The sequence below is a fragment of the Micrococcus sp. EYE_212 genome (genome assembly GCF_023147585.1).
In the GTDB taxonomy this organism is placed as follows: domain Bacteria; phylum Actinomycetota; class Actinomycetes; order Actinomycetales; family Micrococcaceae; genus Micrococcus.
This window is the reverse complement of sequence record NZ_JAHXOZ010000005.1, coordinates 37,391-59,671: the sequence shown is the minus strand read 5'-3', so window position 1 is coordinate 59,671 and position 22,281 is coordinate 37,391. Positions and strand designations below refer to the sequence as shown.

Genomic DNA, 22,281 nt, shown 5'->3' with positions numbered 1-22,281 from the left:
CGTCCACCATCTCGAGAGTGAGGAACACACGATGACCCGCATGCTGATCATGGGCCCTCCCGGATCCGGTAAGGGCACCCAGGCCTCCCGGATCGCCGACAAGCTGGGGATCGTCCCCATCTCCACCGGCGACATCTTCCGCCACAACGTCAAGGCCATGACCCCGCTCGGCGTCGAGGCCAAGCGCTACATCGACAACGGCGACTTCGTGCCCGACGACGTCACCAACCGCATGGTGGCCGACCGCATCGCCCAGCCCGATGCCGAGCACGGCTTCCTCCTGGACGGCTACCCCCGCACCGCGGGCCAGGTCGAGGCGCTCGACGCCATGCTGCGCGAGGCCGGCCAGGCCCTGTCCGCCGTCGTCGAGCTCGAGGTGCCGGACGCCGAGCTCGTGGAGCGTCTGCTCAAGCGCGCCGAGATCGAGGGCCGCGCCGACGACACCCAGGACGTCATCCAGCACCGCCTCGACCTCTACCACCGCGAGACGGAGGTCGTGATCGAGAACTACGTGGACCGCGGCATCGTGGCGCGCGTGGACGGCACGGGCCAGATCGACGACGTCACGGAACGCCTGCTCCAGGCCGTCTACTCGGTGCGCGCGGCGACCGGCACCCTGCCCGTCATCACCCCGCGGACCGAGGCCTGACCGCGTGATCGGACGTCGCTCCCTCGAGCTCAAGACCACCCCCCAGCTGCAGGCCATGCAGCGTGCGGGGGTGGTCCTGTCCGCGGCCCTCGATGCCGCCGTGGACGCCGCCGCCCCCGGTGTGACCACCGCGGAGCTGGACGCCGTGTTCCGCGGCGTCCTCGCCGAGCACGGCGCAACCTCGAACTTCCTGGGCTACCACGGCTTCCCCGCCACGATCTGCGCGTCGGTGAACGAGGAGGTGGTCCACGGCATCCCCGGGGAGCGCGTCCTGCAGGCCGGCGACGTCCTGAAGATCGACGGCGGCGCGATCGTGGACGGCTGGCATGCCGACTCCGCGCGCACCGTGATCCTGGGGTCCTCCGCGGCCGGCACGGCGGACCCCGCGGACGAGCGCCTCTCCGCCGTCACCCGCGAGGCCATGTGGGCGGGGATCGCCGCCTTCGCGTCCGCCACGCACGTGGGGGAGATCGGCGACGCCATCGACGACCACGTCTCGGCCCAGGACGGCCCCGAGCTCGGCATCCTCGAGGATTACGTGGGCCACGGCATCGGCTCGGCCATGCACCTGCCCCCGGATGTGTTCAACTACCGCACCGGGCACCAGGGCCCGCGCGTGCGCCCCGGCCTGGCGCTCGCGATCGAGCCCATGCTCGTGCGCGGCGGCATCGAGACCCGCACCCTCGAGGACGACTGGACCGTGGTGACGGAGGACGGGGCCCGGGCGAGCCAGTGGGAGCACTCGGTGTGCCGCCACGCCGGCGGCCTGTGGGTCCTCACCGCCCCCGACGGCGGCGCGTCCGAGCTGGCCCGCTTCGGCGTCACCCCGGTCCCGCTGGGGGAGTGACCCCGCACGCCCGGGCGTGGTGGTCATCCGGCTCCGGATGCGGTATCATCGAATGTTGATCGTGTCCGCTCGCCGTCGGCGTGCCGCCGCGATCCACCCCGTTCCCGCCCCGTGGGCGGCGCCACCGCGCCGCTGTCGGAGCATGACGATAGTGGAGGACATGGCTAAGAAGGAAGGTGTCATCGAGATCGAGGGCACGGTGTCGGAGGCGTTGCCCAACGCGATGTTCCGCGTCCGTCTGCAGAACGAGCACGTCGTGCTCGCCACGATCTCCGGAAAGATGCGTCAGCACTACATCCGCATCCTCCCCGAGGATCGCGTCGTGGTGGAGCTTAGCCCGTACGACCTCAATCGAGGTCGCATCGTCTACCGCTACAAGTAAGACCCAACCCGTCCAAGCGAGCGCAGGAGGAAGAGCCGTGAAGGTTCAGCCGAGCGTGAAGCGGATTTGTGACAAGTGCCAGGTCGTGCGCCGTAAGGGCCGCGTTCTGGTGATCTGCTCGAACCCGCGCCACAAGCAGCGCCAGGGCTGATCGCCTCCCCCGTCTCGCGGGGGAGCGACGCCGTGCGCTGACGAGAACACCCAACCGGCCATGATGGCCGAACAGCAGGGACAACGGTCGCCCCCGTCACGCGGGACGCGGCCGACACCTCCGGTCGCAGGGGCCGGAGACCGACGACGGCGGACGACCGCCGCGGAGCACGCCGAGCACTCGCTGGGCGCCGCGGCTCGAGGGTCCGCTTGGCCGTGAGCCGCGTCGTCCGGGCGTCCCTGGTGCAGACCTCTGCTGCTTCAAGGAACAGGAGGACGGCCGCATGGCTCGTCTTGCAGGCGTTGACATTCCGCGCGAGAAGCGCGTGATCATCGCACTCACCTACATCTACGGCGTGGGCAAGACCCGCGCCGAGGAGACCCTCGCCGCCACCGGGATCGACCCGAACATCCGCGTGAAGGACCTCTCCGACGAACAGCTGGTGCAGCTGCGCGACCACATCGAGGGCACCTACAAGGTGGAGGGCGACCTCCGCCGCGAGGTCGCCGCCGACATCCGTCGCAAGGTGGAGATCGGCTCCTACGAGGGCCTGCGCCACCGTCGCGGCCTTCCGGTGCGCGGTCAGCGCACGAAGACCAACGCCCGCACCCGCAAGGGCCCCAAGAAGACGGTCGCCGGCCGCAAGAAGTGATCCTGCCGGCGAGGCTGAGCCCGGACCCGTCCGGCCGCCCCGCCGCAGCACCTGCACCGTCAGCCTTTTCGTCAGGAGAACCACATGCCCCCCAAGACCCGCGCCGCAGCGGCCCGCAAGCCGCGCCGCAAGGACAAGAAGAACATCACCGTGGGCCAGGCCCACATCAAGAGCACGTTCAACAACACCATCGTGTCCATCACGGACACCACGGGTGCCGTCATCTCGTGGGCCTCGTCCGGCGAGGTGGGCTTCAAGGGCTCGCGCAAGTCGACCCCCTACGCCGCGCAGCTGGCCGCCGAGCAGGCCGCCAAGCGCGCCCAGGAGCACGGCATGAAGAAGGTGGACGTCTTCGTGAAGGGCCCGGGCTCGGGTCGCGAGACCGCCATCCGCTCCCTGCAGGCCGCCGGCCTCGAGGTGGGGTCCATCCAGGACGTCACCCCCATGGCCCACAACGGTGCTCGCCCCGCGAAGCGCCGCCGCGTCTGACCTGAGCGTCTTCTCCGCACCCGCCCCGTCCCCCGGGGCGGGTGCGGACAGGTCTGCGACCTGATCCCATCCCGTCCTCGTTTCCACCCCCCGCGTGCGTCATATGGCGGACGCTCGCCGAAAGGAAATGTTCGTGCTCATTGCACAGCGCCCCACGCTGACCGAAGAGGTCGTGTCCGACCGTCGGTCCCGGTTCGTGATCGAGCCGCTGGAGCCCGGCTTCGGCTACACCCTCGGCAACTCCCTGCGCCGCACTCTGCTCTCCTCCATCCCCGGTGCTGCCGTGACCAGCATCCGCGTGGACGGCGTCCTGCACGAGTTCAGCACCGTCAACGGCGTCAAGGAGGATCTCACCGAGATCATCCTCAACATCAAGCAGCTGTCCGTCTCCTCCGAGAACGACGAGCCCGTCGTCGCCTACCTGCGCAAGCAGGGGGCCGGCGTCGTGACCGCCGCGGACATCACCGCCCCCGCCGGTGTGGAGATCTACAACAAGGACCTCCACATCGCGACGCTCAACGCGAAGGGCAAGTTCGACATGGAGCTGACGGTCGAGCGCGGCCGCGGCTACGTGACGGCGGCCCAGAACAAGTCCGCGGACGCGGAGATCGGCCGCATCCCGGTCGACTCCATCTACTCACCCGTGCTCAAGGTGACCTTCAAGGTCGAGGCCACCCGTGTGGAGCAGCGGACGGACTTCGACCGCCTGATCCTGGACGTGGAGACCAAGGAGTCCATGCTGCCGCGCGACGCCGTGGCCTCTGCGGGCTCCACGCTCGTCGAGCTGTTCGGCTTGGCCCGGGCGCTCAACGTCGAGGCCGAGGGCATCGACCTGGGCGAGACGCCGGCGGAGGGCGACGTGTCCGCCGACCTGGCCCAGCCGATCGAGGAGCTCGAGCTGACCGTGCGCTCCTACAACTGCCTCAAGCGCGAGGGCATCCACTCCGTGGGTGAGCTCGTGGCCCGGTCCGAGGCCGACCTGATGGACATCCGCAACTTCGGCGCGAAGTCCATCGACGAGGTCAAGGAGAAGCTGGAGGAGCTGGGCCTGTCCCTCAAGGACTCGCCGGCCGGCTACGACCCGCAGCTCCACGCGCGCCAGATGGACGACGATCCGTTCTCGGACTTCTGAGCCGCACCGCACCCCTGAATCTTTGACCCCGAGGCCGACGCCGGCACCGGGGACCACCTGAGGAGAAACACCATGCCTACCCCCACCAAGGGTCCGCGCCTGGGCGGCAGCCCGGCCCACGAGCGCATCATGCTGGCCAACATGTCGGCCCAGCTCTTCGAGCACAAGTCGATCACCACGACGCTCACCCGCGCCAAGCGCCTCCGCCCCCACGCGGAGCGCCTCATCACCTTCGCGAAGAAGGGCGACCTGCCCTCCCGTCGCAAGGTGCAGGGCATCATCGCGGCCAAGAACCGCACCAACAAGTCCATCGTGCACGAGCTGTTCACGGTGATCGCCCCGGCCATGGCCGAGCGCAACGGCGGCTACACCCGCATCACCAAGATCGGCAACCGCCACGGCGACAACGCGCCCATGGCCGTGATCGAGCTCATCATGGATCCGGTCTCCCCGAAGCAGGCCGTCGTCCGTGAGGCCGAGCGCGCCGTCGAGACGGCTCCGGCCGCCCCGGTCGAGGCCGAGGCCGTCCCCGTGGAGGCCGTGGACCCGGCCGCCACCGAGGACGTCACCGTGGCCGAGTCCGAGGAGACCGCCGCCGAGATCGACGGCGCCGTCGCCACGACCGAGGACGGCTCCGCTCCCGAGGGCGCGACCATCAAGGGCAACGCCAGCTCGAAGAAGTACCACGTCCCCGGCTCCCGCTGGTACGACCAGACCACCGCCGAGGTCTGGTTCACCACCGTCGAGGAGGCCGTGGCCGCCGGCTTCGAGCCCGCCGGCGGCGCTGCGGCGCAGAAGATGCCCGCCTCCGAGTGAGGCCGTGCGCACCCCCTCGGCGGGGAGCGCAACCCCTGAGCGAAGGGCCGTCCACCTCGGTGGGCGGCCCTTCGTCGCGTCGACCCCCAGGAGCACCATGACCGAGCACCGCTCTGCCGAGCACACCCGCCCGCGCGGGAACGCGTCCGCCGAGGCCGACTCCACCCCGTCCGCCGCCGCGGACCTCGCCGCGCCCGCCGCAGACGCCGCCGCGGACCTCGCCGTCCCCGACGCGCGCCTCCGGGTGCGGCTCGACCTCGCCTATGACGGCTCGGCGTTCTCCGGCTGGGCCTCCCAGCCGGGGCTGCCCACCGTCCAGGGCGCGCTCGAGGAGGCGCTGGAGCGGATCCTGCGCCGCCCCGTGGCCACGGTGGTGGCCGGGCGCACCGACGCCGGCGTCCACGCGCGCGGCCAGGTGGTCCATCTGGACCTCTCCGCCGCCGAGTGGGAGGGCCTCTCCCGGGGCCGGCCGGGCGATGACCCGGGGCAGGCCCTGCTGCGCCGCCTCGCGGGCGTGCTCTCCGGCTGGGGCGGCGCCGTCGTGGTGCACGGCGCGGCCCGTGCACCGGAGGGCTTCGACGCGCGGTTCGGCGCCCTGTGGCGCGAGTACGAGTACCGCATCAGCGACCGCCGAGCGACGCAGGACCCGCTCACCCGCCGGGGCACGCACTGGCACGGCGCCGCCCTGGATGTGGGGCGCATGCAGACGGAGGCCCACGCCCTCCTCGGCCTGCACGACTTCCTCTCCTTCTGCAGGCCGCGCGAGGGTGCCACCACCATCCGCGAGGTCCAGGATCTGCGGGTCGAGCGGGACCCGGAGGGGATCGTCCGTGTCCAGATCCGCGCGGACGCGTTCTGCCACCACATGGTGCGCTCCATCGTGGGGGCGCTCCTGGAGGTGGGGGAGGGGCGTCGCGCTCCCGGCTGGGCGGGCGAGCGGCTGGCGGCCCGCGTGCGGGACTCCCATGTGCGCCTCGCGCCGCCGGGTGGGCTGACCCTGGCCCGCGTCGCCTACCCGGCGAACCCGGACGTGCTGCGGGCCCGCGCCGCGGGGACACGGGCCCGACGCTCCCTGTGAGTCCGGGCGTCGACGTCGGGGGCGCCCCCGAAGGGCGCCGCGGGACGTGGGCCCGCGCTTTTGCCGCGGGGACGCGGACCCGGTAGCATGGGGAGACGTTGCGCATGTCCGCACCCGGATGCGTCGTGCCGCGAGTGGCTCAGTTGCATGGCCTTCAGCTCGCGCCGCACCCCCGGGATCCTCGGGCCCGGTCGCCTTCCAGTCCTCACCTGGAGCCCCGGCGCGCACGGAGAACTGACAGTGCGCCCCACGCCGGAATCACGCCCCAGCGCGCGGCCACTGTGACCGATCACCGACCCTGAAGGCAGACAACGTGCGTACGTACTCTCCCAAGCCTGGCGATGCCGACCGCCAGTGGCACATCATCGATGCCACCGACGTCGTCCTCGGCCGCCTGGCCACCCACACCGCCACCCTGCTGCGCGGAAAGCACAAGCCGACGTTCGCCCCCCACATGGACATGGGCGACTTCGTCATCATCGTGAACGCCGAGAAGGTGGCCCTCACCGGCGCCAAGCTCGAGAAGAAGCGCGCCTACCGCCACTCGGGCTACCCGGGCGGCCTGAAGTCGCAGAGCTACGCCGAGCTCCTCGAGACCAACCCGGTCCGCGCCGTGGAGAAGGCCGTCCGCGGCATGCTCCCCAAGAACTCGCTGGCCGACCAGCAGATGGGCAAGCTCAAGGTGTACCGCGGTGCCGAGCACCCGCACGCCGCCCAGCAGCCCGCCACCTTCGAGATCGGCCAGGTCGCCCAGTGACCCTGGCGACCGCCTGAGACTTTTCCTGAGGAGAACCATGAGCATCAATGAGCATGAGGACGTGGAGCTGACCAGCTACACCTCCGAGTCGTCCGCCACCGCCTCCACCGACGAGGCCGCCGTGTCCGAGCGTCCCGCCCTGACCGTCCCTGGTGCCGCCGTCGGCCGCCGCAAGGAGGCCGTGGCGCGCGTCCGCCTCATCCCCGGCTCCGGCCAGTGGACCGTGAACGGCCGCACCCTGGAGAACTACTTCCCCAACAAGCTGCACCAGCAGGAGGTCAACGACCCCTTCACGCTGCTGGAGCTCGCCGGCGCGTACGACGTGATCGCCCGCATCCACGGCGGCGGCCCCTCCGGCCAGGCCGGTGCGCTGCGCCTGGGCATCTCCCGCGCCCTGAACGAGATCGACCGCGAGCACAACCGCGCCGCCCTCAAGAAGGCCGGCTTCCTCACCCGTGACGCCCGCGTCATCGAGCGCAAGAAGGCCGGCCTCAAGAAGGCCCGCAAGGCCTCGCAGTTCTCGAAGCGCTGATCTGCGCCTCGGCTCCGGCCGAGCGGATCCGCCCCGCAGACCCCGTGTCACCGTTCCCCGGTGGCGCGGGGTCTGCCGCGTCCGGCGCCTAGACTGTGAGGGTCCCCGCAGTGCGGCGGGGGCTCGCCCGGGGCGTGAGGGCTCCCGCCGGTGGCGCGAGACGTGTGAGAGCCACGAGGAGATCCGCCATGGCAGATTCATCCCGCCGCCCGGAGGACGCCCCCCAGGAGGCCCAGGGCCAGGCGCAGACCGACGCGCCGGCGTCGCCGGAGAGCACCCCCGTCCACGTGCTGGAGGCGGGGGATTCCGATCTCCCGTTCGCCGTGACCCACGACTACGCCGCGGAGGTCGACGAGATCCACGAGCTCGGCCGCAAGCTGCGCGGGGACAAGGCCCTGCCGACCCCGGACCCGCTCGCGTGGCGCGAGGGCTACCCCTACGAGACGAAGATCAGCCGACGCCTCTACGAGCGCCGCAAGCGCGAGCTCCAGATCGAGCTGCTGAAGATGCAGCTGTGGGTCAAGGAGACGGGCCAGAAGGTCCTGATCATCTTCGAGGGGCGCGACGCGGCCGGCAAGGGCGGCGCGATCAAGCGCTTCAACGAGCACCTCAACCCGCGCGGCGCCCGCACCGTGGCCCTCGAGAAGCCCACCGAGGCCGAGGCCTCGCAGTGGTACTTCCAGCGCTACATCCAGCACCTGCCCTCCGGCGGGGAGATCGTGATGTTCGACCGGTCCTGGTACAACCGGGCCGGCGTCGAGCGCGTCATGGGCTATTGCACGCCGCCGCAGTACCTCGAGTTCATGCGGGAGACCCCGGAGCTCGAGCGCATGCTGGTCAACTCCGGCATCCACCTCGTGAAGTTCTGGTTCTCCGTCTCCCAGCGAGAGCAGCTCAACCGCTTCGCCTCCCGCGAGACCGATCCCGTCCGCCGCTGGAAGCTCTCGCCCACCGACATGGCCTCCCTCGACAAGTGGGACGACTACACGAACGCCAAGGAGGCCATGTTCTTCTACACGCACACGGCCGACGCGCCGTGGACCGTGGTGAAGTCCAACGACAAGAAGCGCGCGCGCCTCGAGGCCATCCGGCACGTGCTGCACACGCTCCCGTACCCGGACAAGGACGCGCGGATCGTGCACGCCCCGGACCCGCTCATCTGCGCACCCGCGACGGACCTGTTCGAGATGGGCGAGGATCACGACAGCGGCTCCTTCCCGCGCGTGCGCTGAGCACGTCCGGGGCGCGGCGGCCCGCCGAGGCCCCCGCATGAGGACGGCGCCCCGCCCGCTCGGGTGGGGCGCCGTCGTCGGCGGTGCGGATGCTCAGGGGTTGCGCTTGACCCACTCCGCGTTGACGTGGGCGTCGTCGAGGAGGTTCTCCGCCCCGAACCCCTCGCTGATGCGGTACTCGCCGGCCTCCAGGGAGGCGCGCACGTCCTCGCGCAGGATCGGGAGCTTCGCGTAGAACGCGTCGCCGCAGCAGCTGGTGGCCACCACGTCGCGGTGGCCGATGATGCGCGAGGGCGGCATCTCGTACTGCTGGCAGATGTAGGCGGAGAGCCGCACGAGCCCCGCGTAGAGGCTCTGCGGCGGCGGATTCACCATGTAGAAGCCCTCGCACTCGATGCCCAGGGCGTAGGCGTTGAAGCCGAGGGCGTGGATGCCCAGCATGAAGGTCTCCCCGCCCTCGAGGGCGTGGCGGGAGCCGTGCCGGGCCTCCATGGGGAAGCCGCCGCGGGACATCGTGAACTGCTGGCCGGAGTCGCCCCAGCCCTGGGCGATGTGGCCCTTCTGCACCATGCGGGCGAGGTCCATGGCGGCCTGGCGGGACCCGTCGGAGGTGTTCGGCGTCGTCGTGTGGTGGATGACGAGGTACGAGGGGCGCTCGTAGAGGGTCTGGAGGTAGTTGGCGGGCGTGACCGCGCCCCAGTCGTCCGTCGTGAGGATCTCCGGCGCGGGCAGGCGGGGGCGGTCGTCGCCGCCGGCGGAGGCGGACGCCTCGGGGGCCTCGTCGCCGGATCCGCAGGCGACGGCGGCGGAGGCGAGCGCGATGCCGGTGCCGCCCAGGACGGCGCGGCGCGGCCAGCGTCGTCGTGGGGTGGTCTCGGGGAGATCGGCCATGGAGGGGTCCTTCGTGTCGGGGCGGCGGGGGGCCGCGGGGCCGCACGTCCGGGAGCCGGACGGGTGCACGGGCGCGGGCCCACCGGCTCGATGGTACCGGCCGCGCGGCGCGCTCGAGACCCGGGGGGTGGTGCTCCGGGCCACTCAGGCTCGTAGACTCACTGATCATGTCGAGATTGTTCGGAACCGATGGCGTCCGTGGCCTGGCCAACGAGACCCTCACTGTGGAGTTGTCCCTCCAGCTGGCCCAGGCGGCCGCCCCCGTGCTCGGGGCCGAGGCCCTCGAGGCGGGCAGGCGGCCCGTGGCCGTCGTCGCGCGGGACCCGCGGATCAGCGGCCAGTTCATCGGCGCGGCCGTGGTGGCCGGCCTCGCCTCGTCCGGCGTGGACGTCTGGGACGCGGGCGTGCTGCCCACGCCGGCGGCCGCGTTCCTCGTGGCGGACCTGGGCGCGGACTTCGGCGTGATGATCTCCGCCTCCCACAACCCTGCGCCGGACAACGGCATCAAGTTCCTCGCCCGCGGTGGCCAGAAGCTCACCGACGGGCAGGAGGACGAGATCATCCAGCACCTGGAGGGCGCCGACCCGCTGCGCCCCACGGGTGCGGACGTGGGCCGCGTGCGCGTCTTCTCCGACGCCGAGGACCGCTATGTCCTCCACCTCCTCCAGTCCCTGCCCCACCGCCTGGACGGCCTCACCGTGGTGCTGGACTGCGCCCACGGCGCGGCCGCCGGCTGCTCACCGGAGGCGTTCCGCGCCGCCGGCGCGCAGGTGGTCGTCATCGGCGCCTCCCCGGACGGGCTGAACATCAACGAGGGCTGCGGCTCGACGCACCTGGAGATGCTCCAGGCGGCGGTCAAGGAGCACGGCGCGGACCTGGGCATCGCCCACGACGGCGACGCCGACCGCTGCCTCGCGGTGGACGAGCACGGCGAGGTCGTGGACGGCGACCAGATCATGGGCGTCATGGCGCTGGCCCTGAAGGACCGCGGCGCCCTGCGCGACGACACCCTCGTGGTCACCGTCATGTCCAACCTCGGCCTCAAGCTGGCCATGGGCCGCGAGGGGGTCCAGCTGGTGGAGACCCAGGTCGGCGACCGCTACGTCCTGGCCGGCATGAAGCTGGGGGACTACTCGCTGGGCGGCGAGCAGTCCGGCCACGTGATCTTCGCGGACCACGCCACCACGGGCGACGGCGTGCTGACCGGCCTGCAGCTCGCCTCCCGCGTGGCCCAGACCGGCACCCCGCTCTCCGAGCTCGCCGGCGTGATGCAGCGCCTCCCGCAGGTGCTCGTGAACGTGCGCGGTGTGGACAAGGCCCGCGCCGGGACGGACGAGGCCGTGCAGGCCGCCGTGGCCGAGGCCGAGGCGCGCCTCGGGGAGACGGGGCGGGTGCTGCTGCGCCCGTCCGGCACGGAGCCGGTGGTGCGCGTGATGGTGGAGGCCCCGGACGAGGACACCGCCCGCGGCGAGGCCGAGTCCCTGGCCGCCGTCGTGCAGCGCGAGCTCGCGCTCCACGCCTGACCCGTGCGCCCGGACCAGCCGCCTCGCAGGGCGGTGCTGCTCGGCGCACTGACGGCCGGGCTGGCGCTGCTGTGGGGCGTGGCCTACGTGGCCGTGGACGCCCCGGTGTGCGGCCGCGGCGTGGCGCTCGAATGGCTGCCGTGCCTGGACGCGGGGACCGGCGGCGCGGCCACCGCACCGTAGGGGGCGGCCCCGTGCCCCCGGCGGGTGAGCCCCGTGACAGGACGGGCCCCGGACGCCTCCGTTGGGGAGGTGTCCGGGGCCCGTCGGGGTCGGGGAGCAGGGAGGCTCAGAGGCGGGGGTCGGTCCCGGTGACGGTGCCCGCGGCGCCGCCGCGCTGGGCGGCCAGCAGGTCGCGGATCTCGGAGAGCAGCGCGACGTCCTCCGGCACCTCCTCGTCCTTCGGGGTGATGCCGAGGCGCCGGTTACGGCGCTCGATCATGGCGTTCATCGGCAGGACGATCACGAAGTAGACCGCCGCGGCGATGAGCAGGAAGTTGACGATCGCGGTGAGGAGGACGCCGAACTGGATGGCGTTGCCGTTGAGCATCACGACGCCGAACTGGTCGAAGTCCGGCGCCTTCACGAGCCCGGAGATGAACGGCATGAGCACGTTCTCCACGACCGCGTTGATCACCTTGCTGAAGGCGGCGCCGATGACGACGGCCACGGCGAGGTCGATGACGTTCCCCTTGAGGATGAATTCCTTGAATCCTTGAAGCATGGGGCAAGTCTATGGCCATTCGAGGCCGGCGCCGACCGTGTCCGAGGCTCGGCCGGGCCGGGGCGACGAGGGTCCGGCCACGAGGCGGGCGTCAGACCTTGCGCAGCAGGACCCGCGTGACCTCGTGCCGCTCGTTCTTGGTGAGCACGAGTCGCGCCCGCCCCCGGGTGGGATGCACGTTCTGCTGGAGGTTGGGCCCGTTGATGGTGTCCCAGATGTGCTCCGCGGTGGCCTGCGCCTCGGCGTCGGAGAGGTGGGCGTAGCGGTGGAAGTAGCTGCGCGGATCGCGGAAGGCGCCCGAGCGCAGGTCCATGAAGCGCTCGATGTACCAGCGGCGGATCCAGTCGGCACGGGCGTCCACGTACACGGAGAAGTCGAAGAAGTCGGAGACGCTGAGGCCGGCCGTGCCGTCGGTGCGGGTGCGTGGCGGGGCGAGCACGTTCAGGCCCTCCACGATCAGCACGTCCGGGCGGTGCACCGCCTGCTCCTCGCCGGGGACGATGTCATAGGTCATGTGCGAGTACACGGGCGCACGCACCTCCTCCGCCCCGGACTTCACGTCGGCCATGAAGCGGAGCAGGGCGCGCCGGTCGTAGGACTCCGGGAAGCCCTTGCGCTTCATGAGCCCGCGTTCGGCGAGGACGGCGTTCGGATGGAGGAAGCCGTCCGTGGTGATGAGCTCCACGCGGGGGGTGGTGGGCCAGCGGCGCAGCATCTCCTGGAGCACGCGCGCGGTGGTCGACTTGCCCACGGCCACCGAGCCCGCCACGCCGATCACGTAGGGGGTCCGGCCGGTGTGCTCGCCCAGGAAGGCATTGGTCGCGCTGCGCAGTGCACCGGACGCCTCGACGTTGATGCCCAGGAGCCGGGAGAGGGGGAGGTACACCTCGGCCACCTCGGTGAGGGAGAGGGTGTCGCCGATGCCGCGCAGCCGCTCCACGTCCGCCTGGTCGAAGGGCTGGGCCATCTCCGCGGCGAGGCGGGACCAGGTCTGCCGCTCGAGCTCCACGAAGGGAGAGCGGTGGTGGTCGGCCGCCCGGGCGGGCTCGCGGGGCCGGGCCGGGAGGGCAGGGCTCGCGGGGAGCGCGTCGGTGTCCGTCACCGCACCATTATGACGGTCGCCCTGCGGCGGGTCGGAGCCCGCCGTTCCGTGGCGCGTCCCGGGCCCCCTGCGGCGCGCCCCCGGGCCCCGAACCGCCGCCGCTAGGATCGGACCCATGCGCGTTCTCGTGACCGGTGGCGCCGGCTACCTCGGGTCACACACGGTGACCACCCTGCTCGACGCCGGCCATGACGTCCTGGTGCTGGACAGCCTCGTCAGCTCGTCCCGGGCAGCCCTCGAGCGGGCCGCCGAGGTGTGCGGCGTCGAGCTCGGCGGCCCCCGCCTCGACCTGCTCCAGGCGGACGTCTGCCGTCCCGAGCACTACGCCGCCGCGGTGGTGCGCTACGCGCCGGACGGCGTCGTGCACTTCGCGGGCCTGAAGTCGCCGACGGAGTCGATGCGGGAGCCTGCCGCCTACTACAGCGTCAACGTGGCCGGGACCGCACAGGTCGCGCGCGTGGCCGCCGAGGCCGGCGCGCGTGTCCTGCTCTTCTCCTCCTCCGCCACGGTCTACGGCGACGACGCCCCCGTGCCCGTCGCCGAGGACGCGCCCACCGCGCCCGTGAACCCGTACGGCCACTCCAAGCTGATGGCCGAGCAGGTCCTGCGCGACGTCCACGGGTCCGTGCCCGCGCTCTCCGTGGCGGTGCTGCGCTACTTCAACCCCGTGGGCGCCCACCCCTCCGGCCGCCTGGGGGAGGATCCGCAGGGCACGCCCGCCAACCTCATGCCGTTCGTGGCGCGCGTGGCCACCGGGCAGTGTCCCGAGCTGCAGGTGTTCGGGGCGGACTTCGCCACGCGGGACGGCAGCGCCATCCGCGACTTCATCCACGTGATGGACCTCGCCGAGGCCCACGTGGCCGCCCTCGAGTGGATGACGGAGCACACGCGGGACGCGCCGGCCGTGAAGGTCTGGAACATCGGGCGCGGGGAGGGCGTCACGGTGTTCGAGATGGTCCGCGCCGTCGAGGCCGTCACCGGCCGCGCCGTCCCGTACCGGGTCGTGGGCCGCCGCGCGGGGGACATCGGGGAGTCCCGCGCGGCCGTCGACGCGATCGGCGGGGAGGTCGGCTGGCGCGCCCGGCGCAGTGTCGAGGCGATGGTCCGGGACATGTGGGCCTGGCAGGAGGCCAACCCCCACGGCTACCGCGAGTCCTGAGCGCGGTGGCGCGCGCCCGGGGCCGCGGCCGGTATCCTCATCCGCATGTGCGGAATCGTCGGATACATCGGCCACCCCTCCACCACTCGGGACCACGGCGCCCTCGAGGTCCTCATGGAGGGCCTGCGCCGTCTCGAATACCGCGGATACGACTCCGCCGGCGTCGCCGTCGTGGCGGACGGCGAGCTGTACCACCGCAAGAAGGCGGGCAAGCTGGCCAACCTGGCCGCCGAGCTCGAGGCGCACCCGGTGCCCGCGGCGCAGGTGGGCATCGGCCATACGCGCTGGGCCACCCACGGCGGCCCCACGGACGTCAACGCGCACCCGCAGGTCGCGGACGAGGGCCGTCTGGCCATGATCCACAACGGCATCATCGAGAACTACGCCGAGCTCCGCGAGGAGCTGCTGGCCAAGGGGGTGAGCTTCCTCTCGGAGACCGACACCGAGGTGGCCGCCCACCTGCTGGGCGACATCTACCGCAACGGGGCCGCCGGGGACCTGACCCGCGCGATGCAGATGGCCTCCCAGCGCCTCGAGGGCGCCTTCACCCTGCTGGCCGTCCACGTGGACCACCCGGACCGCGTGGTCGCCTCCCGCCGCAACTCCCCGCTCGTGGTGGGCGTGGGCGAGGGGGAGAACTTCCTCGGCTCGGACGTCTCGGGCTTCATCGACTTCACGCGGAACGCCATCGAGCTCGAGCAGGACCAGGTGGTGACCATCACCGCCGACGCCGTCGAGATCACCGACTTCGCGGGCGCGCCCGCGCAGGGCAAGGCGTTCTCCGTGGACTGGGACGCCTCCGCCGCGGAGAAGGGCGGCTTCGCCACCTTCATGGAGAAGGAGATCCACGACCAGCCGCAGGCCGTGCAGGACACCCTGCTGGGCCGCACGGACGCCTCGGGCGCGCTCGTGCTGGACGAGCTGCGGATCGAGCCCGAGGAGCTGCGCAGCATCACCAAGATCATCGTGCTCGCGTGCGGCACCTCGGCCTACGCCGGGATGGTGGCCAAGTACGCGATCGAGCACTGGTGCCGCATCCCGGTGGAGGTGGAGCTCTCCCACGAGTTCCGCTACCGGGACCCCATCATCGACGACGGCACGCTCGTGGTCTCCATCTCCCAGTCCGGCGAGACCATGGACACGCTCATGGCCGTCCGGTACGCGAAGGAGCAGGGCGCCCGCACGGTGTCCATCTGCAACACCAACGGCTCCACCATCCCGCGCGAGTCCGACGCCGTGCTGTACACGCACGCCGGCCCCGAGATCGCCGTGGCCTCCACGAAGGCGTTCCTCGCCCAGATCACGGCGGCCTACCTCCTCGGCCTCTACCTCGCGCAGCTGAACAAGAAGCTCTTCAGCGGCCAGATCAGCGACATCATGGCGGACCTCGCCGACATCCCCGCGAAGATCGGCGAGATCCTCGAGAACGCGGACCAGGTCAAGGAGCTCGCCCGCTCGATGGCGGACGCCACCTCCGTGCTGTTCCTCGGACGCAACGTCGGCTACCCCGTGGCCATGGAGGGCGCGTTGAAGCTCAAGGAGCTCGCGTACATCCACGCGGAGGGCTTCGCCGCCGGCGAGCTCAAGCACGGTCCGATCGCGCTGATCGACGAGGGCCAGCCGGTGTTCGTGGTCATGCCCTCCCCGATGGACCGCCACTCCCTGCACGCCAAGGTGGTCTCCAACATCCAGGAGGTCCGCGCCCGCGGGGCCCGCACCTTCGCGGTGGCCGAGCGGGGCGACGCCGCGGTGCGCTCGCAGGCCGAGGTCGTCATCGAGGTTCCGGAGACCCAGCCGATGCTGATGCCGCTCCTCACCACCGTGCCCCTGCAGATCTTCGCGCTCGAGCTCGCCTCGGCGAAGGGCTACGACGTGGACCAGCCGCGCAACCTGGCGAAGTCCGTCACGGTGGAGTGAGCCAGCCCGGTCCGTCGCGCCACACACGCCGTCCCGACGCGGGGCGGCGTGTGCCGCTTCTCGCGTCATAGGGTTGACCCATGCGCCCCCGTCTCGCGGTCATCACTCCGCTCTTCGCCCCCGGCGTCCGTGGCGGCGGTCCCATCCGGACCCTCACCGCGCTCGTCCAGGGGGCCCCCACCTGGCTGGACCTCCACGTGTTCACGCAGAGTCGCGACCACGGGGAGCGGCAGGACATGGTCGACATCACTGACAGGCCCACGATGTGGGAGGGGACCAAGGTCACATATGCCCGCGCGCACACCGTACGAGGGCTGGGTGCCCTCTATGCAGGTCTCGTACGGTGGCGGCCCGATGTCATCTACCTCAATTCCTACTGGAGCCTCTTCTTTTCGCAGGGGGTCATGGCGATCCACCGATGCGGTCTCTTCGGACGGGCCGTCGTCGTGATCGCGCCACGGGGCGAGTTCGCACCGGCGGCCCTCAACCGGCACTCCACGCGCAAGGCGCTGATGCGCTGGGGAAACCAGCTTTGCGGATCCCACCGGAGCGTGATCTGGCACGCGAGCTCCGTGGGGGAAGCGGACGACATCCGCCGGTACATCGGTCCAGTTGCACCTGTGGTCATCCGTGAAAACGACAGTCTTCTGCCGGCTCGAGCGGAGCCGGTGACGGACTCGACGCCGGCTTCGGGGCGAGGCGCGCTTCGGGCGGTGTTCCTCGGGCGTCTCGTCGAGCACAAGGGCCCGGATCTGGCGGCGGAAGCCGTGGCGGCACTGGACGGTGAGGTGACACTGGACATCTACGGTCCCGCAGAAGATGAGGCATTCACCGCGTCGTTGCGCTGTCTGGCGGAGAGCACCGATGGGCGCATCCGAATCCGGGGAACTTTGTCCCACGACGACGTTCGAGCGACCTTGAGCGGATACGAGGTCCTAGTCCTGCCCACCCGAAGTGAGAACTTCGGGCACGTGATCGCAGAAGCACTCTCGGTGGGGGTGCCGGTTGTCGTCCCCGATGTCACGCCGTGGACATCGGTGCTCGAGACCGGCGGCGCCGGCCGTGTCGTGGAACGCTCCGCGGCAGCGATCCGATCAGCCCTCCAAGAACTGGCGGACATGTCCGAAGCCGAGGTCATAGGCACGCGCCGTGCGGCGGCAAGTGCCTATGACGACTGGCGCCGGGCGTCGCTGGCGACGCCGCACCTGTTCGACCTCTTGAGGGGCCGGGGGCTCTTTCCAGACGCATGACGACGGGCGCCGCCCAGGGAGTGTTCCCTCCGCTTTGTGAGTGCCCAACCCCAGTAGACTCGGGGGCGATGCGCGTCGGCTCCGGCGCGCCCTGCCTGACCTCGGAGAGACATGCGCACAGTGGACATCGGCCAGCCGTACCCCCTCGGGGCCACGGTGGACGACACCGGCACCAACTTCGCCATCGCCGTCGGCCGGGAGGTCGAGGCCGTGGAGCTGTGCCTCGTGGGGGAGGACGGCACGGAGGAGCGCATCCCGATCGAGGAGCGCCACGACACCACGTGGCACGTGCACGTGGCCGACGTCGGCCCGGGCCAGCGCTACGGGTACCGGGTGCGCGGTCCCTGGGAGCCCGCCCGCGGGCTGTGGCACAACCCCGCCAAGGTCCTGGTGGACCCCTACGCGCGCGCCTTCACGGGCGAGTACGCGTGGGGCCAGCAGCACCACTCGTACGACTTCGACGAGCCGGACCGCATGGACACCACCGACAACCTGGGCTCGACCATGCTCGGCGTGGTGGTGGCCGACGACTTCGACTGGGGCGAGGACGCCCCGCCGCACACCGAGCTCACGGACACCGTGGTCTACGAGACGCACGTGAAGGGCATGAGCCGGCTGCACCCGGACGTGCCGGAGGAGCTGCGCGGCACCTACGCCGGCATGGCCCACCCCGCCGTGGTCGGGCACCTGACGCACCTGGGCGTGACCGCGGTCGAGCTCATGCCGGTGCACCAGTTCGTCAACGACGCGACGCTCCAGGAGAAGGGGCTGGACAACTACTGGGGCTACAACACGATCGGGTTCTTCGCCCCGCACGCCGCCTACGCGGCGGCGGACGACCTCGGCGGCCAGGTGCGCGAGTTCAAGCAGATGGTCAAGGACCTCCACGCCGCTGGCCTCGAGGTCATCCTGGACGTGGTCTACAACCACACCGCCGAGGGCAACGACAAGGGCCCCATGCTCTCCCTGCGCGGCTTCGACAACGCCGGGTACTACCACCTCGTGGAGGGCGACGAGCGCCACTACATGGACTACACGGGCACCGGGAACTCGGTGGACCTCTCCAGCCCCAAGGCCCTCCAGCTCGTCATGGACTCGCTGCGGTACTGGGTGACCGAGATGCACGTGGACGGCTTCCGGTTCGACCTCGCCACCACCCTCACACGCGTGGAGGGGGAGAAGGGCCCGGACATGTTCTCCGGCTTCTTCGACGTGGTGCGCCAGGACCCGGTGCTGCGCATGGTCAAGCTCATCGCCGAGCCCTGGGACGTGGGGTGGGGCGGCTACCAGGTGGGCAACTTCCCCGGCATCTGGAGCGAGTGGAACGGTATGTACCGGGACACGGTGCGCGACTTCTGGCGCGGTGAGCCGGGCACCCTCGGCGAGTTCGCCACCCGCCTCACCGGCTCAGCGGACCTGTACGAGGGCGACGGCCGCAGCCCCGGCGCGTCCGTGAACTTCGTCACCGCGCACGACGGCTTCACCCTGCGCGACCTCGTCTCCTACAACGAGAAGCACAACGCCGCCAACGGCGAGGACAACAAGGACGGCGACTCGCACAACCGCTCCTGGAACTGTGGCGTCGAGGGGCAGACGGACGATCCGGAGGTCCTCACCCTCCGTGCCCGGCAGCAGCGCAACTTCCTCGCCACGCTCCTGCTCAGCCAGGGCGTGCCGATGATCAGCCACGGCGACGAGCTCGGCCGCACGCAGGGCGGCAACAACAACGCCTACTGCCAGGACAACGAGATCGCCTGGATCGACTGGTCCACGGTGGACGCGAACCTCGTGGAGTTCACGCGCACGCTCATCCGGCTGCGCTGTGAGCACGCGGTGTTCCGCCGGCGCCAGCACTTCGACGGCCGCCCCGCCGCCCGCGACGTGGACGCGCCCCTGCCGGACATCGTGTGGCTGGAGCCGGACGCCTCGCCCAAGACGGAGGACGACTGGGGCAACGAGGCCCGCTCGATCGGGTTCTACCTCAACGGCCATGCGCTGCCGCGCCGAGACGGGGAGGAGGAGCCCTACCGGGACTTCTACGTGCTGATGAACGCGTGGTGGGAGCCGGTGCCGTACACCCTGCCCGGCCCCACGTTCCCCGCGGCCTGGGAGATCGTCCTGGACACGTCCTCGCACGTGGCGCCCCAGGGCACCCATCCGATCGTGCGCGCCGGCGAGGTGGTCGAGCTGCCGCCGCGCTCCACCATGATCCTGCGCCAGACCCCCGAGGACGCCTCGGCGTGATCCCCCCGGCCGAGGGGCGCGTCCCGGCGCGCCCGCGGCGTGCGGGGCCCCGGGCCCCGCGGTGGATGCTCGCGGCGCTCGCGGTCCTGGCGATCGCGGCCCTCGCGTACGGCGCGTCATGGGCCGCCCGCCAGACGCTCGAGCCCCACGCGGAGAACCCTGAGCACGTGGACGCGCTGCTCGTGCTCTACAGCCAGCCGGCGGTCTACGACGCGGCGCTCGACCTGCTCGGCGCGGGCGTGGCCGACCGCGTGTTCGTCTCCGCGCACCTCGGGCCGGACGGCCATGAGAAGCTGTGCGGAGAGCCGGCGAAGGCCGACCCCCGCCTGCACGGCGTCACCGTGGAGTGCTTCTCCCCGGATCCGGTGACCACCCAGGGGGAGGTCATGTACGCGGGCGAGCGCATGCGGGCCCTCGGCCTGCAGGACCTGGGGGTGCTCACCTTCGGCGAACACCTCGAACGCGCCCGCCTGCTCGCGCAGCGGTGCTGGCCGGAGGAGGAGGGCACGGTGTCCATGTACGAGTTCGACGCCGGATACGACGACGGCGTCCGCGCACGACAGGCGGCCTACGCGGTCCTCGCGTACGGGAAGGCGGGCCTCACGCCCGGCTGCGGCGACGAGCTGCCCGGCGTGGTGCGCTGGCCGCTCGACCTCGCCAAGCGAGCCCTGGGCATGCCCATCGAGGCCGCCGTGCGCACGGCTGGCGTCCGGCCGGTCGCCGTCGCGCTCGCGGAGACGTCGGCGTGATCGTCGGCGTCGGCGTGGACGTGGTGGACGTGCCGCGGTTCCGCGCACAGCTGGAGCGGGCGCCCGCCCTGCGGGAGCGGCTCTTCACCGTGGACGAGCGGGACCTCCCGCTGCGCTCGCTCGCCGCGCGGTTCGCCGCGAAGGAGGCCATCGCCAAGGCGATGGGCGCCCCGCCCGGCATGATGTGGCACCACTGCTGGATCCCTCGCCCCGAGCACGGCGACGGCCGTCCCGAGGTGCGGCTGACCGGCACGGTCGAGGCGCAGGCCCGAGCCCTCGGCATCACCCACTGGCACCTCTCGCTCAGTCACGACGGCGACGTCGCCGCCGCCTACGTCGTGGCCGAGCGGCGAGCGGAGGAGGACACCCCGTGACCGCATCCCCGACCCCGTTCGCCGTCACCGGCTCCGCCGTGCGCGCCGCCGAGGAGCCCCTCCTGGCCGCCGGCCAGGGCGCCGCGCTCATGCGCTGCGCCGCCTGGGGGCTCGCCCAGCACGTGCTCCGGGTCCTGCGCGGGCGCGGCCCGGTGGCCGGCGCGACCGTCGCCGCGCTCGTGGGCGCGGGCAACAACGGCGGCGACGCGCTGTGGGCCCTGGCCCTCCTGCGCCGCCGCGGGGTGGCGGCCGTCGCCGTGCCGATCGCGCGGGACGAGCACGGCGCGCCCCGCTGGCACGCCGAGGGCTGGGCTGCCCTGCGCGCGGCCGGCGGCACGGCCGCGGACGTGGTGCCGGCCCGGGCCGACGTCGTGGTGGACGGGATGCTCGGGACCGGATTCCGGGGGGAGTTCGCCGTGCCGGACGCGGCGCGCGGCCTGCCCGCGGGCGCCGCCGTGGTGGCGTGCGACGTCCCCTCCGGCGTGAACGCGGACACGGGCGAGGTGCGCGGCGGGGGCGTGCGCGCGGAGGTCACCGTCACCTTCGGCGCGCTCAAGACGGGCCTGCTGCTCGGCGACGGAGCGGACATCGCCGGGGACGTCCGCCTCGTGGACATCGGCCTCGGGCCCCACCTGCCGAGCGCGCCGGCGGAGCGGCTGCGCGTCATGGACGGCCCGACGGCGGCCCGGCTGCACCCCGCCCCCGCGGCGGACGGCCACAAGTACACGCGCGGCGTCGTCGGGGTGGTGGCGGGCTCCGCGCGGTACCCGGGCGCGGCCGTGCTCAGCACCTCCGGGGCGCTCGAGGCGGGCGCCGGGATGGCGCACCACGCCGGCCCCGCGACGACGCGGGCCGCGGTCATCGCGGCGCACCCGGAGGCGCTCGTCTCGGCGGAGGGGCCCGCGCCGGAGCGCACGGACGCCTGGGTCGTCGGGCCCGGTCTGGACACCGAGGACGACGCGCGGGAGCGCTTCATCCGGGTGCGCGACGCCGTCCTGGCGAACCCGCGGGCGGCGCTCGTGGTGGACGCCTCCGCCCTCACCCTCGTGACAGCGGAGGACCTCGCCGCCCTGCGCGACGCCGGGGCCCGCGTGGTCCTCACGCCGCACGCGGGGGAGTGGGCGCGCCTCACCGAGCGGATCCCCGTGCCGGGGGCCGACGGCGCCGGCCACGCCCCGGACGAGCTCGCCCGCCTGCGGGCGTGGTCCGCCGCCCACGGCGCCGCCGTGCTGTTGAAGGGGCCGCGCACGCTCGTCGTGGCGCCCGACGGCGAGGCGTGGCTCATGGGCGAGGGCGGCCCCGAGCTCGGGGTCGGCGGGACGGGCGACGTCCTCTCCGGCGTGCTCGGCGCGGTGCTGGCCGCCGATGTGGCCCGCCGGGCCCGCGCGGCCGAGGAGGAGGGCGCGATGTGCGGGGCCGGGGAGGAGGGCGCGGCGTGCGGGGCCGGGGAGGTCGGGCACGTCCCGACCCTCGCGTCCCTCGCCGCCGCGGCCGCGTGGCTGCACGCCCGCGCCGGCGCCGACCAGGCCCGTGCGGGCCGCATGACCGCCGGGACCCTGCCGGCCGCGGTCGGGGGGACGGTGGCGCGGATGTGGTGGGGCGAGGCGCGCGGAACCCGGGCTGATTGAATG

The 22,281-nt window shown here is 72.3% G+C and carries 24 protein-coding genes; 21 read left to right on the top strand and 3 right to left on the bottom strand.

The annotated features are described in order from the left end of the window. The first annotated feature begins 31 nt into the window (after window positions 1-31). The 12 genes from KZX60_RS04810 to ppk2 all read left to right on the top strand — a co-directional run bounded on the left by KZX60_RS04810 (window position 32) and on the right by ppk2 (window position 8,717). Window positions 32-649 carry an adenylate kinase gene (locus KZX60_RS04810; protein WP_248115988.1) on the top strand — a complete coding sequence of 206 codons (618 nt, stop codon included), beginning with the start codon at window positions 32-34 and terminating at the stop codon, window positions 647-649. Between the two features lie 4 nt (window positions 650-653). Further along, window positions 654-1,496 carry a type I methionyl aminopeptidase gene (gene map, locus KZX60_RS04805; RefSeq protein WP_248115985.1) on the top strand — a complete coding sequence of 281 codons (843 nt, stop codon included), beginning with the start codon at window positions 654-656 and terminating at the stop codon, window positions 1,494-1,496. A gap of 160 nt (window positions 1,497-1,656) precedes the next feature. Further along, window positions 1,657-1,878: a translation initiation factor IF-1 gene (infA, locus tag KZX60_RS04800; RefSeq protein ID WP_248115982.1), complete on the top strand. Its 222-nt coding sequence runs from the start codon at window positions 1,657-1,659 to the stop codon at window positions 1,876-1,878. 37 nt (window positions 1,879-1,915) lie between these two features. Further along, entirely contained in the window at window positions 1,916-2,029 is a 114-nt protein-coding gene (gene rpmJ / locus KZX60_RS04795; protein ID WP_002857509.1) for a 50S ribosomal protein L36, read from the top strand. A gap of 283 nt (window positions 2,030-2,312) precedes the next feature. After that, the gene (rpsM, locus tag KZX60_RS04790; RefSeq protein ID WP_248115979.1) at window positions 2,313-2,681 is read left to right on the top strand and encodes a 30S ribosomal protein S13; all 369 of its coding nucleotides are present in this window, start codon (window positions 2,313-2,315) and stop codon (window positions 2,679-2,681) included. Between the two features lie 84 nt (window positions 2,682-2,765). Further along, the gene (gene rpsK / locus KZX60_RS04785; protein WP_248115977.1) at window positions 2,766-3,170 is read left to right on the top strand and encodes a 30S ribosomal protein S11; all 405 of its coding nucleotides are present in this window, start codon (window positions 2,766-2,768) and stop codon (window positions 3,168-3,170) included. Between the two features lie 133 nt (window positions 3,171-3,303). Beyond that, window positions 3,304-4,302, top strand: a complete 999-nt coding sequence (locus KZX60_RS04780) for a DNA-directed RNA polymerase subunit alpha (protein ID WP_248115975.1) — start codon at window positions 3,304-3,306, stop codon at window positions 4,300-4,302. Window positions 4,303-4,374: 72 nt separating this feature from the next. After that, a complete protein-coding gene (gene rplQ, locus KZX60_RS04775) occupies window positions 4,375-5,118 on the top strand; it encodes a 50S ribosomal protein L17 (RefSeq protein ID WP_248115972.1) in 744 nt (247 codons plus the stop codon). Between the two features lie 97 nt (window positions 5,119-5,215). Further along, complete coding sequence (gene truA / locus KZX60_RS04770) at window positions 5,216-6,196, top strand: tRNA pseudouridine(38-40) synthase TruA (protein WP_248115969.1); 981 nt, start codon at window positions 5,216-5,218, stop codon at window positions 6,194-6,196. A 313-nt stretch (window positions 6,197-6,509) separates the two neighbouring features. Further along, window positions 6,510-6,953, top strand: a complete 444-nt coding sequence (gene rplM / locus KZX60_RS04765; protein ID WP_248115967.1) for a 50S ribosomal protein L13 — start codon at window positions 6,510-6,512, stop codon at window positions 6,951-6,953. 37 nt (window positions 6,954-6,990) lie between these two features. Continuing rightward, window positions 6,991-7,485 carry a 30S ribosomal protein S9 gene (rpsI, locus tag KZX60_RS04760; protein ID WP_248115965.1) on the top strand — a complete coding sequence of 165 codons (495 nt, stop codon included), beginning with the start codon at window positions 6,991-6,993 and terminating at the stop codon, window positions 7,483-7,485. Window positions 7,486-7,673: 188 nt separating this feature from the next. After that, the gene (gene ppk2 / locus KZX60_RS04755) at window positions 7,674-8,717 is read left to right on the top strand and encodes a polyphosphate kinase 2 (protein ID WP_248115962.1); all 1,044 of its coding nucleotides are present in this window, start codon (window positions 7,674-7,676) and stop codon (window positions 8,715-8,717) included. A gap of 93 nt (window positions 8,718-8,810) precedes the next feature. On the opposite strand, the gene KZX60_RS04750 is transcribed toward ppk2, so the two are convergent. Next, the gene (locus KZX60_RS04750; RefSeq protein WP_248115960.1) at window positions 8,811-9,608 is read right to left on the bottom strand and encodes a peptidoglycan recognition family protein; all 798 of its coding nucleotides are present in this window, start codon (window positions 9,606-9,608) and stop codon (window positions 8,811-8,813) included. A gap of 167 nt (window positions 9,609-9,775) precedes the next feature. Between KZX60_RS04750 and glmM the strand changes: the two genes are divergently transcribed. After that, window positions 9,776-11,131: a phosphoglucosamine mutase gene (gene glmM / locus KZX60_RS04745; protein ID WP_248115958.1), complete on the top strand. Its 1,356-nt coding sequence runs from the start codon at window positions 9,776-9,778 to the stop codon at window positions 11,129-11,131. A 3-nt stretch (window positions 11,132-11,134) separates the two neighbouring features. After that, window positions 11,135-11,314 (top strand): hypothetical protein, encoded by a 180-nt coding sequence (locus KZX60_RS04740; protein WP_248115956.1) that lies wholly within the window; start codon window positions 11,135-11,137, stop codon window positions 11,312-11,314. A 106-nt stretch (window positions 11,315-11,420) separates the two neighbouring features. Here the strand turns inward: KZX60_RS04740 and mscL are convergent, their stop codons facing one another. Both mscL and coaA read right to left on the bottom strand, forming a co-directional pair. Further along, on the bottom strand, window positions 11,421-11,855 hold the full coding sequence (gene mscL / locus KZX60_RS04735; protein WP_248115953.1) for a large conductance mechanosensitive channel protein MscL: 435 nt from the start codon (window positions 11,853-11,855) through the stop codon (window positions 11,421-11,423). 91 nt (window positions 11,856-11,946) lie between these two features. Further along, entirely contained in the window at window positions 11,947-12,864 is a 918-nt protein-coding gene (gene coaA, locus KZX60_RS04730) for a type I pantothenate kinase (protein WP_248116156.1), read from the bottom strand. Between the two features lie 208 nt (window positions 12,865-13,072). Here coaA and galE point away from each other — a divergent pair, with 208 nt between their 5' ends. From galE to KZX60_RS04695, 7 genes are all read left to right on the top strand, one after another. Next, window positions 13,073-14,116 carry a UDP-glucose 4-epimerase GalE gene (gene galE, locus KZX60_RS04725; protein ID WP_248115950.1) on the top strand — a complete coding sequence of 348 codons (1,044 nt, stop codon included), beginning with the start codon at window positions 13,073-13,075 and terminating at the stop codon, window positions 14,114-14,116. Between the two features lie 45 nt (window positions 14,117-14,161). After that, complete coding sequence (gene glmS, locus KZX60_RS04720; RefSeq protein WP_248115948.1) at window positions 14,162-16,033, top strand: glutamine--fructose-6-phosphate transaminase (isomerizing); 1,872 nt, start codon at window positions 14,162-14,164, stop codon at window positions 16,031-16,033. Between the two features lie 80 nt (window positions 16,034-16,113). Next, a complete protein-coding gene (locus tag KZX60_RS04715; protein ID WP_248115946.1) occupies window positions 16,114-17,283 on the top strand; it encodes a glycosyltransferase in 1,170 nt (389 codons plus the stop codon). A 111-nt stretch (window positions 17,284-17,394) separates the two neighbouring features. Next, window positions 17,395-19,527 (top strand): glycogen debranching protein GlgX, encoded by a 2,133-nt coding sequence (glgX, locus tag KZX60_RS04710; RefSeq protein WP_248115944.1) that lies wholly within the window; start codon window positions 17,395-17,397, stop codon window positions 19,525-19,527. Next, the gene (locus KZX60_RS04705; RefSeq protein WP_248115942.1) at window positions 19,524-20,276 is read left to right on the top strand and encodes a hypothetical protein; all 753 of its coding nucleotides are present in this window, start codon (window positions 19,524-19,526) and stop codon (window positions 20,274-20,276) included. The genes glgX and KZX60_RS04705 overlap by 4 nt, the downstream gene beginning before the upstream one ends. Then, window positions 20,273-20,650 (top strand): holo-ACP synthase, encoded by a 378-nt coding sequence (locus KZX60_RS04700; RefSeq protein WP_248115940.1) that lies wholly within the window; start codon window positions 20,273-20,275, stop codon window positions 20,648-20,650. Before KZX60_RS04705 ends, KZX60_RS04700 begins: the two co-directional genes overlap by 4 nt. Next, window positions 20,647-22,278: an NAD(P)H-hydrate dehydratase gene (locus KZX60_RS04695; RefSeq protein ID WP_248115938.1), complete on the top strand. Its 1,632-nt coding sequence runs from the start codon at window positions 20,647-20,649 to the stop codon at window positions 22,276-22,278. Before KZX60_RS04700 ends, KZX60_RS04695 begins: the two co-directional genes overlap by 4 nt. The last annotated feature ends 3 nt before the right edge of the window (window positions 22,279-22,281 follow it).

What these genes read in the sequence shown, in the direction of transcription:
- KZX60_RS04810 (WP_248115988.1), top strand. Translation starts at nt 32, where the DNA reads ATGACCCGCATGCTGATCATGGGCCCTCCCGGATCCGGTAAGGGCACC.
- infA (WP_248115982.1), top strand. Translation starts at nt 1,657, where the DNA reads ATGGCTAAGAAGGAAGGTGTCATCGAGATCGAGGGCACGGTGTCGGAG.
- rpsM (WP_248115979.1), top strand. Translation starts at nt 2,313, where the DNA reads ATGGCTCGTCTTGCAGGCGTTGACATTCCGCGCGAGAAGCGCGTGATC.
- rpsK (WP_248115977.1), top strand. Translation starts at nt 2,766, where the DNA reads ATGCCCCCCAAGACCCGCGCCGCAGCGGCCCGCAAGCCGCGCCGCAAG.
- rplQ (WP_248115972.1), top strand. Translation starts at nt 4,375, where the DNA reads ATGCCTACCCCCACCAAGGGTCCGCGCCTGGGCGGCAGCCCGGCCCAC.
- truA (WP_248115969.1), top strand. Translation starts at nt 5,216, where the DNA reads ATGACCGAGCACCGCTCTGCCGAGCACACCCGCCCGCGCGGGAACGCG.
- rpsI (WP_248115965.1), top strand. Translation starts at nt 6,991, where the DNA reads ATGAGCATCAATGAGCATGAGGACGTGGAGCTGACCAGCTACACCTCC.
- ppk2 (WP_248115962.1), top strand. Translation starts at nt 7,674, where the DNA reads ATGGCAGATTCATCCCGCCGCCCGGAGGACGCCCCCCAGGAGGCCCAG.
- KZX60_RS04750 (WP_248115960.1), bottom strand. Translation starts at nt 9,608, where the DNA reads ATGGCCGATCTCCCCGAGACCACCCCACGACGACGCTGGCCGCGCCGC.
- glmM (WP_248115958.1), top strand. Translation starts at nt 9,776, where the DNA reads ATGTCGAGATTGTTCGGAACCGATGGCGTCCGTGGCCTGGCCAACGAG.
- mscL (WP_248115953.1), bottom strand. Translation starts at nt 11,855, where the DNA reads ATGCTTCAAGGATTCAAGGAATTCATCCTCAAGGGGAACGTCATCGAC.
- galE (WP_248115950.1), top strand. Translation starts at nt 13,073, where the DNA reads ATGCGCGTTCTCGTGACCGGTGGCGCCGGCTACCTCGGGTCACACACG.
- glmS (WP_248115948.1), top strand. Translation starts at nt 14,162, where the DNA reads ATGTGCGGAATCGTCGGATACATCGGCCACCCCTCCACCACTCGGGAC.
- KZX60_RS04715 (WP_248115946.1), top strand. Translation starts at nt 16,114, where the DNA reads ATGCGCCCCCGTCTCGCGGTCATCACTCCGCTCTTCGCCCCCGGCGTC.
- glgX (WP_248115944.1), top strand. Translation starts at nt 17,395, where the DNA reads ATGCGCACAGTGGACATCGGCCAGCCGTACCCCCTCGGGGCCACGGTG.